Origin of the sequence: Enterococcus rivorum, from assembly GCF_001742285.1 — a bacterium.
Classification (GTDB): domain Bacteria; phylum Bacillota; class Bacilli; order Lactobacillales; family Enterococcaceae; genus Enterococcus_L; species Enterococcus_L rivorum.
Genome location: NZ_MIEK01000081.1, coordinates 24,807 through 37,262, shown reverse-complemented (window position 1 = coordinate 37,262; position 12,456 = coordinate 24,807). Strand labels below are relative to the sequence as shown.

The window sequence follows — 12,456 nt, the reverse complement described above, 5'->3', positions numbered from 1 at the left end:
TGAAACATAGTGGAAATCAATTTTCAGACAGATGTAGGCCGAAAACGTAATACGAATCAAGATTACGCAGGTTTGTTTAAAAATAAGGCTGGAGTTGAATTAGCGATTTTAGCGGATGGAATGGGTGGTCATCAAGCTGGGGATGTTGCTAGTAAAATGGCTGTGAATAACATTGGAATGAGTTGGGGAAAGACGGATATTACTGTTTCTGAGAAGGCAGTACAGTGGTTGATAAAAAGAATTCAAGACGAAAATGAAGTAATCTACCAAAAAGGGCAGACGCGAGACGAATTTTTAGGAATGGGGACAACCATTGTCAGTGCGGTTCTTTTAGAAAACTCTTTTGTACTAGCGAATGTCGGTGACAGTCGAGCTTATTTAGTGCGTAATAACGAGTTACTTCAATTGACGGAGGACCATTCGTTAGTGAATGAGTTGGTAAAATCAGGAGAAATCACTCGGGAAATGGCCATGAACCATCCTCGGAAAAATGTTTTGACTCGTTCGCTAGGGATGCCAAGTACTGTTGAAGTTGATGTAACGAACCATTTATGGGTGCCGAATGACTACATTTTACTATGTTCAGATGGGTTAACAAATATGGTTACAGAAGAAGAAATTTTAACGACAATTAATTCCAATCAACCAGTAAAAGAAAAAGTAAGTACATTGATTTCTTCAGCTAACAACGCTGGGGGCTTAGATAATATTACCGTTTTAGTCATTCATTTTGACGAACAGAAGGAGGGGAACCAATGATTGAGCTGGGGAAAAAATTAAATGGTCGTTATCATATTATCGGTAATATCGGCAGTGGCGGAATGGCAAATGTCTTTTTAGCACACGATTTAATTTTGGACCGTGATGTTGCGGTAAAAGTATTAAGGTTTGACTTTCAAAATGATCAATCTGCTATCCGTCGCTTTCAACGGGAAGCTTTAGCTGCTAGTGAATTGGTTCATCCGAATATCGTCAGTGTTTATGATGTAGGAGAAGAAGCTGGTCTACAATATCTCGTAATGGAATATGTACGGGGAATGGATTTAAAACGATATATCCAATCTAATTATCCAATTGCTTATCCGACCGTTGTTGATATTATGGAACAAATTTTATCTGCGGTATCACTCGCTCATGAACATCGGATTATTCATCGTGATTTAAAACCACAGAACATTTTAATTGACGAAAATGGTGTTGTAAAAATTACCGATTTTGGAATAGCCATCGCGTTATCAGAAACATCAATTACACAAACCAATACAATGTTAGGGTCAGTTCATTACCTATCGCCAGAACAAGCTAGAGGAAGCATGGCCACTAATCAATCAGATATTTATGCCGTTGGAATCATTTTGTATGAAATTTTAACGGGAAATGTTCCTTTTGATGGGGAATCTGCGGTAACAATAGCCTTAAAACATTTTCAAGAAGAGATTCCTTCTGTAAAAATAAAAGACCCAAACATTCCACAATCATTAGAAAATGTTGTTTTACATGCTACGACAAAAGATCCAGCTGATCGTTATAAAACAGCAGAAGAAATGTCCCAAGACTTGTATACCGTTTTGGCAGCGAATCGTTTAAATGAGCCTGTTTGGCAACCAACAGGGCTACTAGGTGAGACAAAGATTCTAACCCCAATTACAGATGAAACCCCAATGCCTTCTTCTTTCCAAAATATGGAAGTACCGGAAGAAGCTATGGAACCTGAAGAAGTACCGGGAGAAAAAGAAGCAAAGAAAAAGAAGCGAAGTAAAAAACCATTGTTTATTATTTTAGCTTTACTATTTGTTGGTTTGCTTGTTTTAGGTGCTCTATATTTATTAGGTGGTAATGGAGAAATTAAAATCCCAGATGTTTCGGACAAAACAGAAGCTGAAGCAATCAAAATATTAGAAGATGCGGATTTAAAGGTAGCACCTGAGAAGAAAGAAATTCCCGATGATACAATTGCAGAAGGGAAAGTTGTAAAAACAGATCCAGAAGCCAATTCTGTCGTGAAAAAGAAAGAAGTCACACTCTATATAAGTACAGGAACTAAAAAAATAAAAATGGATGATTACACTGGAGAAAATTATAAAGATGCAGTCGATGCATTGAAAAAAAATGGCTTCTTAGAAAGTAATATAAAGTTTGAAAAAGAAACAAGTCTAGAAGTAGACGAGAATAAAGTGATTAGACAAACGCCCGAAAAAGGGGAAGAAGTAGATCCTAAAACGGATACTATTACATTGGTTTATAGTACAGGTCCAGAAAAAGTAGTCATAGAGAATTATGCAGGGTATTCTTATGAAAATGCGGTCTTTGCATTAACATCCCTTGGTATTAAAGAAAGCCAAATAAATCGGGTAGAACAAGTAAGCGATCAAGTAGAAAAAGGTGCGGTTATCTCACAAAATCCAGCTGCTGGAACAGCAGTGAATCCTAAGACAGGGAAAATTACGTTAACTGTCAGTAAAGGATCGGATAAATCGACAATCGGTTACTATGTAGAAGGAAGCTATAGTTCAGCGGTTAATGCGCTAATTGGTTTAGGTTTCAAAGAAAGTCAAATTACAAAGATTGAAGAGTTTAGTGACTATGACAGTGGGATTGTTATTTCTCAAAGCCCAGAAGGCGGGGCTGCGGTTGATCCGAAAACTGGAAAAATCACCTTGACAGTTAGTAAGGGATCGGAGAAAGTTACCATGCCGGATGTTAATAACAGTATGTATGAAGAAGCCGTACGTAAGTTGGTGAATGCTGGGATTTCAGATAGTTTGATTAAGCAAGAGACAACTCAAAGTAACACTCCAGTAGGTACCGTTATTAGTCAAGAGCCAAGTGCTGGGACTAAAATAGATCCTAAAGCAACTCAGATAAAACTAATTGTTAGTGGTGGACCAGACTTTAAAAATTAAAATAGTTGACTAAAAAAGTTGTCAAAACGAATATTCGTTTTGGCAACTTTTTTTACTAAAACCATTATTTAATAGGGTAGTTGACTTTTTTCTTGCGACATAAATGTAGTGAAGTTCATTTTTACTTTAATTTTTACATAATTTCTATTTTGAATAAATTTATGTAAAAAATAACATTTGTTTTCTTATAGAATGTTATCAGGTTCGATTGTTGATAAAGTCTGTTTTACCAAAAATAAAAAATTTCATGTTCTTAGTTAGAACATGAAAATCTTTTTTATATCGAAATACTTGTTTTTATGGTAAAAAAAAGAACTATTATCGTTATAAGACAATGATATATCTTAAGCCTTTGTTTGTCAATAACACATTTTATTTTATTAACAAGTAAAGAAAACACTGTGAAGTAGGGCTCGCTTACTGTTATATCAAACTTGTCCTTCGGAGAGGCAGAATAGTATTTATCATTTATATTTGGCTGTATAGAAAGATGTAAAATTGCTTGTATTTTATTCGCCGTCAGTTTCGCCGTCAGAAACAGAAATGATTAGAGGAGGAGAATTATGCCACGGAAAGGTGAAAACATATACAAAAGAAAAGATGGTCGCTGGGAAGGCCGCTACATAAAAGGGAGAAAAAAAGATGGAAAAATATATTATGGATATATTTATGGAAAAAAATATCGAGAAGTAAAAGATCAAATGATTATGATTTTTAGAACGCAAGAAGATTATAAAAAAACACATCAAAATCACTTTAGTGGGAATTTTGAAGCATGGTCAGACTACTGGTTAACCTCGGTGGTTGCTCCCAGAGTGAAGAGAAGCACGTTTATAAGTTACGAAAGTAAAGTGAAAACGCACTTACTACCTAGCTTGGGCAATAAACCATTGATAAAAATAAATGCAGAAGATATCCAAGAGCTGATTTATCGATTAGAAAACATTTTAGCTGCAGGATCTGTGCATGCTATTTTTAGAGTGCTGAGAACATGTATGAAACAAGCCCTAAGTGAGTCGAAAATATTTATAGATCCTACTGAAGGAATTATTTTACCTAAATTGGTAAGGAATAAAGGAAAAGCGTTAAGTCTTGAAGAACAAAAACGTATAAAAAAAATTGCTTCGCAAGATTCCAAAGGATTGCCTATTATTTTAGCACTAGGTACTGGAATGAGAATTGGAGAAATCTGTGGGCTGAAATGGGTAGATATTGACTTTGTAAACAAAAAAATAAAAGTTAAGAGAACTATCCAACGTCTAGCTACTGGTGATGGGCATACTAGCTTGTTGGAACAAAAGCCTAAAACACCTTCTTCTGAAAGAACCATTCCGTTATCGAAAAGCTTAATGGACAGCTTAAATAAATTACAAAGGAACAGTGAAAGTGAATATGTGTTTGGACAGAAGGATCACCCCTTAGAGCCTAGGTTATTGACGTATCATTTTAATCGTATTGCTAAAGAAGCGAACATAGAAGAGGCCACATTTCATGTATTGCGACACAGCTTTGCAACGAGATGTTTGGAATTGGGGGTAAAAATTACAAGTATTAGCTCTTTATTAGGTCACAGCTCAACAAAAATGACACTAGATATATATACTCATTCTTTTGAATCCGACGAAAGAAAAGCAATAGATCAAATAGCCTCACTTTAAAAAGTGAGGCTATTTGATCTATTCTAGTAATTTTTATGGATTATTTATTATATAGTTCGCAGCAGAATGTGTCTAAAAGTACTTTTTTTATTAAACAAAGTGAGTTTCATTATTTTTAAGAAATACCAGTTAGATTAAAAAGTAACTATAAACATTTTAGCTTAGAAATTATTTTTAAGCCGTCAATTGCGTCGTCAGCTTCTATTAAAGTCTAGTATAATCACTCATTTAATACATTTTCATGTTCTAACTAAAAACATGATACAGAATTTTTGCTGTTTCTATGTTCAATTATTAGTGAGTTCAGAGTAAATAAACATGTGGCTGGATTCATTCTTTTGTTTTTGAAAGCATAATGTAGCATTTTTCGCACTTTTCTATTTTACTATTTTTTTGAGTATAGAGATAGTAAAAAGGTTTTAAAAGAATAAAAAAAACTATCTTTTTAGCTATAAGCAGTGGGATTAAAATGAAAAAGCAAGGAGAAAGAGAAATGCACAAAGTTGGATACATTTCATTAAACAACGTATGGAAGGATGAATATTTAACATTATTCAAAACGAATGCTAAATATAAAGTGAAGCAGTTGGATGTTAAAGATATTGAAAGGTTTACGAAACACAAAGCCCTTTTAATTGAAGTTCAAAAGACTACCGAGTTACCGTACATATTGCAATTATTATTAGAAGTTAAAAAAATCCCCGGTATGTTAACTTTTATAGTGTCCTCTTCTGAAATCATTGATAAAACCACACGAACAGTTTGTTTACATCTTGGGGTAAATGGAATTAAAGATGCAACGACAGATACGGGTGAGTTTTCTATCATTCTTAAGAATGCACTAGATAAGCTATCTGTTGCAAGAAATCAATTTCAGGAACAGCAAAAAAAAGATGGAGATATTTTTGAGCTAAATCCAGTAAATTTGAGTCTTTATATCGATAATAACGAAATTTCGTTGACAAAGTTAGAATATCAAATGCTTGAATTGCTCTATCGAAATCTGAAAAAAACTGTTTCCTATGAGAAAATTTACGAAAAAATTTGGAATGATAATGCAACAGGTAAAAAATATAGAGTAGCAAATACAATTTTTCATATACGTAAAAAATTAGAACATAATGCAAAAAATAGTAAGTGCATCGAAACAGTCCGGTCAAAAGGTTACAGGTTAAATATCTAAATTAGTATAGAAAAAGAATGCTTAACTATAGCTCTTTTGGAAAAAATGAATAAGTTGAAAGAAGTCTAGCAAATTAATATGAAAAAGAATGACTAACAAAGGGGTTGGGAAAATGAAATTTAGAAAAAGGTCGTATTTATTTTTTTTCATTGTATTTAGTCTAATTGTTGTTTTTACAACTATATTTTTAGGAGAAAATACTATTAAAGCTTCTGAAGGAGACTCTGCGATACAGTCCAGTGAGAAGGAAACATTCTCTAGTTTTGATCCTGAATTGCGTTCTTTACCAAAAACAGAGGAAGAATTGCATCAACAAGAAAATATTACGGTTCCTCAGATGGAAGCGTATATGGATGGCGCTTATTTATCTTCAAAAGCAGCAAATGGAAAAATTACAGGTAGTATGACTGATGCTGAGTATCAAGCAAAATATGCTGCATTAAATAGGCAACAAAATATTGCTTGGAATACAAAGTATAATTTTCGACCAGAAACAAATGTTGTCCGCGTCTTTGATTTTACTGGATTCAAAGCGGCTTATGAAAATAATGCAGTGTCAAAAATTATTCTAGAGGGGAACATAATCAAACCGACTAGTGGCACAAATGGTGGGAATACTAGTTTAAAAAGAACAGAATCCATTGAAATTGACGGGCAAGGTTTTCTACTTGAAATGAAAAACAGTTCAATTAATGTGGATGACTTAACTTCTCAGACCGCTTTTGGGAAAAGATTTTCTGACGTACCAGTGTTTCATATGCATGATATTCAGATTGCTAACAATTCTGGCTATGGTGCGCGCGAAGGTGATTTAGGAAACGCTTGGTCTTTTGTAAATGGTAGAGGAGAATGGGGACCTGGACCGAATTATGGACAGCAACGTGGTTTGTGGCGTTATCGCGTGGGGAATATTTATACGCCATATGATGCAAGTAAGAAGAGTAAAAATCAGCGAATTGGCGGTCGCCTAATTGGCGGGAACCGTGCGGAAATAAGTATGTATGGTTATAACACGATTATCACAGGTGCAGAAAATTTTTACACTGGTGGAATGTCAATCGAACCTTTTACTTTTTATAAAGGGACAAATGCAGATTATGATTATTCCGTCGTTTGGTTCATTGACAATACCGGTGTAAATGATAACGGTCAATGTACTGGTACAAGAAGATTTGATGTTGGGGAAAGTGGGTTTGTATATTTAAATTATACTGCTTCAGGAACCAGCTATCCAGCAGTCTATAATCTTTTCGATGAAATAAATATTGGTAAAAATGCTACTTATAATGCGAACATGCCGGGTTCAGCAGCTTATTTCAATGTAGATAACGCAAGTTTTACAGCGGAAGAAGGATCAACTGTAAATTTACTTTCTCGTGCGGGGAGTAGACCAACCGTTCAATTTGGTGCAGTCCATTCAATTAACTCAGGATCACAGGGGAATCCTACGAACACGAAATATGAGTTTAAGCCAAAATCTAATGTATTTATTGTAGGAAATAGCAATAGTGGGGTTATTTCTTATAATGTGAGCAGTCGATCAAAAGGGAATCAGTTCATTTTAGATAGTCCTGAAACGTTTGATATTAGGAATATGTACAATAGTACCGCAGCCACCAATGCTTTTCTAGCAGATGAATCTGATAATAGAGGAACGAATCAATTTATTGTGAAAAATTCAGATATTTCTTTGTGGAATAACCAAGCTGGGATGGATGGAGCGCCTACTTACGATTATTCGAATGTTGGGAATTTTACTGTGACAAATGCATCGTCAAATGGCGGGGTTAGTAGTACTGATCCAAGCCTTTCTATCCAGTATACTCGTCCGACAATCAAACGTATTTCAGGCATGAATAGCATACCTGAATTAATATGGACACCAGTAACTGATGCAGATTATCGTCAACGAGGTCAAGTTTTACTTGGGTATACCGCTGTTGGCGGAAGTGATCCCTTCGATGAAGACGGAAATGCAAAAGTAAAACCACTTTACGCAGATAATATAAGAAAAGCATACATTGATTTTAAAGATACTCTTGGTAATCAATACACTAGTGTAAGTGAAAGTGACGGCTATGTTCATTGGAACAAAGCAAATCATGAGATAGCTGGCTTCCAAATTGCTAATCAAAATATGTTAGGAACACCTTATCGTGCAACGATAGTAAACAATGAATTGAAGCCTTACCGTGTAGGGGAAGAGACAGCAACGATAGTGTTAGATGTCACTCCCCCAGAACCAGCAAAAGTGACTGCTGGAGAAGTAACGAATGCGACCAAGCAATTAACAGGTACTGGAGCAGAGGCAAAAGCAAAAATTTATGTAAATATTAACGGTATAAAACAAGTAGAAGTTGGAGTGGTTAATGACGATGGATCATGGCAATATAATCTTCCAAAATACTTAAATGCAGGAGATACTGTCCAAATTTTTCTAGAAGATAATGCGCCAAAGATAGATCTCAAACTTAATCCAGCAGCTCCAATCACAAATACGGCAACTGGAAATATTAATCCAACCTCAGATCTCACCTATCGAGATGCTGTGTTTAAGGCGGCAACAAAATATACAGTTAAAGATGTTTTACCAGATAAACCTAAAGTGGAAAAAACAGTTAAATCTTATCGAGAAAATGTTGAGGTAAATAACACACAAGTTGGCGATATCTTATTTTATCGAATAACTGCAACGAATAATAAACCAGCTCCTTATAAAACTGTTTGGAAAAATGTGAAGATAAAAGATGCTATACCTATAGGCACTAGTTTTGATAGTACAGATACTGGTATTAAAATCAATGATCTTGATCCAGTCGACGGCAGCTATGTGTATAATCCGACTGGGAATGGGGATTTACTCTTTACTATTGGTGATTTAGCAACTGGAGAGTCAGCTACCGTTACGTTTAAAGTGACTGTAACACAAAAAGCAGTCGGAACAACCGTTACGAACAAAGCGAAAGCGATTGGGGAATCACCAAGAGAATCAGGTATATTTGTGCCAGGGCCGGAAAATCCTGACAAAGACCATGAAATATATGAAGCGGAAACCCTTGCTGTGAATAACCCTGGGGGAACTGTGTTTGGTGTTTTAGAATTTGTTTCAGCGCCTACTGTAATTGATTTTGGTACACAAAAAGTAACACCGAAAATGCAACGAGTGAATCAGCCGACAGCTGTGCAAGGAGACTTAACAATTCAAGATAGTCGAGCAAGTAGAAAACCTTGGCGTTTAACGGCTCGTATATCGAATCCGCTATCCAATGGGGAAAATACAATTTCAGGGGCTTTACGCTATGTTTACAAAGGAAAAGAGATCATCTTAAGCTCCGGTGCTGAAGAAATTGCTCGCAACACGAACTTAGATAATACACCATACAAAGTAAATAGTACTTGGTCTGAATCAGGTGATGGGTTGAAACTTCAAACAGATAGTGGGGAAGTGAAATCCTCTGGGAAGTATAAGGCAGTCATTGAGTGGGAACTAACAGATGCACCATAAAACAGAGAAGGAGGCGATCAGCCTATGAAGTTAAAACATTTTTTAGTCTGTTTTTTATCTATCTCTGTTGGTGTGTTTTTATTCCTACAGCCAATAGTTAGCGTTGCAACAGAAGGTGGACAAGTTGGGCAAGGCGCTGGAATTGAATTTTATGTTGATGAATCGGAACCATCAGCGTCTAGTTCAGAAGAGGTAACCTTTTCGTCAATAGGTACCAAACCAAGTTCAAAAGGGAAATATCCTAATACAGGGGAAGTAGTGAAAAGATCTCTAGCAATCAGTGGCGCTGTATTAGTGATGATTATATTCCTTTTCTCTGTTATTAAAAGTCGCAAAGAAAAGGAGGAGTGAGTAGATGAGACACGCTAAACATTTATTATTTTCTTTCAGTATCCTTTTTTTGATAGGAATCGGTCAAAGTCATCCAGCTTTTGCTGAAACAAATAGCCTCCCTACGCAAGGAAACGTTCAGTTTGATGCGTCCCTGCAGCCAACTGAAATAGTTGATCCTGAGAAGCCTATTCATCCGGTTGATCCAGGTCCAACACCTTCAACAGTAGGATATTTACGAATAGATTTTGTCCCAAAATTAAATTTTGGTCGAAATAAAGTGCCAAAAAAAGAGCAAAGCTACCCAGCTCATGCTCAGCTATTTCACGGAACGACAAAGGCGCGTGGAAATTTTATTCAAGTGACAGATAGCCGGGCAACTGGAGACGGTTGGAAATTGCAAGTTCGTCAAGAATCAATGTTTACTTCAAATAAAGGAGATTCCATAAAAGGTGCCTATATTTCATTAGATAAACTATGGGCGAATTCAATTTTAGATAAGGAGTACGCCCCTAGCCTGCAAACGGATGTCATTAAATTAGATAAGATTGGGATGACTTATGATCTTGCAACTGCAGAAAAAAATAAAGGGTATGGTACTTGGTCAATTGAATTTGGCGCATCAGAGGAAAACGATGCCGGACTCAGTTCAACGTTAAAACCTGTTACTGATAAATCAGGTATGGCCGTTGTGGATCCTAATTTTGAAAACAAGCAAGTTTATGAAAATAATGCAGTAAACTTTTTTATGCCTCGTTCCACGGATGTGAAACCAGGAAACTACCAAACGGTGATAACTTGGCTATTAGCTGAGTTGCCATAGATAAAAAACAAATTGGAGGAATAAACAAATGAAAAAGAAAGTATTAGGTACAACAGCTCTATTAGCAATTTTAGCAGCAAACTTTGCTTTGCCGATAACAGCGAGTGCAGTCCCGACGAGTCTGAAAAGTGAAGGACATATTGAATACATTGAGGATAATGGAACAAATCCACCAACAGACCCAGAAGATCCTGGTAAACCAGTAGATCCAGAAGAACCCATTGTAGTCAATCCTGATGGGGGAACTTTATCAGTTGATGCTGTGACAAACCTTGAATTTATGCAACAAAAAGCGGTAACGACTGACCAAACCTATTTTGCTAAACAGGTGACAGTGAAAGAAAATGGCACAGTAAAAGGAACTCGTGGAAACTTCGTTCAAGTGACTGACAAACGGATTGATAATCGTACTGCTTGGAAATTGAGCGCTAAAATGACGAAACAATTCACAGCAGGTACGAATGTATTAGCAGGATCCACTTTGACGTATACAAATCCATTAATTAATGGTGCAGGTACAGATAAAGATCTATTTCCAAAATTAGGTACTGGTGCTTCATCTTTCACTTTAACTGAAAGTGGAAATGAAGTAGATGTAATGGCAACGGATGCAGCCACTAAAGGATTTGGTACATTTACTGTTGAATTTGGTAACAGTGCTGGCTATGCTGGTGGAACTGCAACAGATTCAACTGGAACACCTAATGCAACAGATACTAACTTAATTGAAAATGGTTCTGTTCAATTGTACGTTCCAGGAAAAGCAATTAAAACAAAAGCAGCGTACACAGCAGAAGTTCTATGGTCAATTTCAGAAACGCCATAAAATAGTTCATCAAAATAGAAAAAAATGATTGAGCACTAATTAAGGCACTAACTGATTAGTGCTCGATTTTTTTGAAAGGAAAGAGAAGATGAAGAAAAAAGACGGTGTAAAATTCACATTTTTAGCATTGATAATTAGCATAGTTTTTGGAGGAGTTTATACATATGCCGAGGAGAGCCAAACGAGTAACGGTGCAAATGAATCGGATGCTTCTGGTTTTACATATCAAGTGATTCATCCAGATAATCAAAATAAAGAATCAGGTTTTTTTGATTTGAAGATGACTCCAGGGCAAAAACAAACAGTAGAAATCAAACTAAAGAATCATAGTAAGGAAGACTTAACCGTAAATGTTAAGATAAACGGCGCGAAAACAAATCCTAATGGTGTGATTGAGTATGGGCCTAACAAATTATCGGATGATAAATCGATGAAATTCAAATTTACAGATCTAGTCAAAGGTCCTGAGTCAGTTACATTAAAACCAGAAACAGAAGAAAGTTTGAAATTAGAGATTGCAATGCCAGAAACAGAATTTGATGGGATTATACTAGGTGGCATTCAATTACAAAGAAAAGAAGAAGCAAAGAAAAATGATGAGAACAAAGGTACGATGGTTATTAACAAATATGCCTATGTTATAGGAATGCGCTTAAAAGAAACGGATAAAGAATTACCATTAGACATACATTTTGTAAAAGCTTACGGAGCAACACCAGATTTTCGAAACACAATTGTGATTGATTTAGGGAATAAACAAGCGACTATTATGGAGGAGTTAAATGTAGAGGCTCAAATCTTGGGAGAAAAAAGTGATGAAGTTCTTTATGAGTCAAAAAAAATAAAAATGAGAATGGCACCAAATTCATTGTTGAACTTCCCTGTCAGCATGGACGGACAAGCAATGAAAGCTGGAAATTATCGTGCACATGTTTTAGCGACATCAGGAGATAAGCGCTGGGAATGGAACGGAACGTTTAGCATTACAAAAGAAGAAGCTGAAAAATTTAATAATGAGGCGGTAGGTTTGGATCAAGAACGAGGGATAGACTGGAAATTAATTGGACTTATTATCGGCGGAATCGTTACCTTAGTGATTGTAGTATTCCTTTTTATTCGACTGTTTTTAAAGAAAAATAATCAAAAGAAGAAATTAAAGAACAAAGCTAAAAACAAACAGCAAAAAAGAAAGAAACATTCTACTCCGAAATAAGGAGATTGAACTTAG

At 35.8% G+C, this 12,456-nt stretch carries 9 protein-coding genes; all 9 read left to right on the top strand.

Annotated elements, in window-relative coordinates; translation table 11 throughout:
• Window positions 1–9 precede the first annotated feature (9 nt).
• Window positions 10–759, top strand: a complete 750-nt coding sequence (locus tag BCR26_RS17540; protein ID WP_069700251.1) for a Stp1/IreP family PP2C-type Ser/Thr phosphatase — start codon at window positions 10–12, stop codon at window positions 757–759.
• Window positions 756–2,903 carry a Stk1 family PASTA domain-containing Ser/Thr kinase gene (gene pknB, locus BCR26_RS17535; protein WP_084387198.1) on the top strand — a complete coding sequence of 716 codons (2,148 nt, stop codon included), beginning with the start codon at window positions 756–758 and terminating at the stop codon, window positions 2,901–2,903. The genes BCR26_RS17540 and pknB overlap by 4 nt, the downstream gene beginning before the upstream one ends.
• Before the next feature lie 563 nt (window positions 2,904–3,466).
• Complete coding sequence (locus BCR26_RS17530; protein WP_069700250.1) at window positions 3,467–4,561, top strand: tyrosine-type recombinase/integrase; 1,095 nt, start codon at window positions 3,467–3,469, stop codon at window positions 4,559–4,561.
• 469 nt (window positions 4,562–5,030) lie between these two features.
• Window positions 5,031–5,744 (top strand): winged helix-turn-helix domain-containing protein, encoded by a 714-nt coding sequence (locus BCR26_RS17525; protein WP_084387197.1) that lies wholly within the window; start codon window positions 5,031–5,033, stop codon window positions 5,742–5,744.
• Window positions 5,745–5,832: 88 nt separating this feature from the next.
• Window positions 5,833–9,249: a pectate lyase-like adhesive domain-containing protein gene (locus BCR26_RS17520; RefSeq protein ID WP_084387196.1), complete on the top strand. Its 3,417-nt coding sequence runs from the start codon at window positions 5,833–5,835 to the stop codon at window positions 9,247–9,249.
• 24 nt (window positions 9,250–9,273) lie between these two features.
• A complete protein-coding gene (locus tag BCR26_RS17515) occupies window positions 9,274–9,600 on the top strand; it encodes an LPXTG cell wall anchor domain-containing protein (RefSeq protein ID WP_069700247.1) in 327 nt (108 codons plus the stop codon).
• A 4-nt stretch (window positions 9,601–9,604) separates the two neighbouring features.
• Window positions 9,605–10,402 carry a WxL domain-containing protein gene (locus tag BCR26_RS17510; RefSeq protein WP_069700246.1) on the top strand — a complete coding sequence of 266 codons (798 nt, stop codon included), beginning with the start codon at window positions 9,605–9,607 and terminating at the stop codon, window positions 10,400–10,402.
• A gap of 28 nt (window positions 10,403–10,430) precedes the next feature.
• The gene (locus tag BCR26_RS17505) at window positions 10,431–11,228 is read left to right on the top strand and encodes a WxL domain-containing protein (RefSeq protein ID WP_069700245.1); all 798 of its coding nucleotides are present in this window, start codon (window positions 10,431–10,433) and stop codon (window positions 11,226–11,228) included.
• 88 nt (window positions 11,229–11,316) lie between these two features.
• Window positions 11,317–12,441, top strand: a complete 1,125-nt coding sequence (locus BCR26_RS17500) for a WxLIP family cell surface protein (protein ID WP_069700244.1) — start codon at window positions 11,317–11,319, stop codon at window positions 12,439–12,441.
• The last annotated feature ends 15 nt before the right edge of the window (window positions 12,442–12,456 follow it).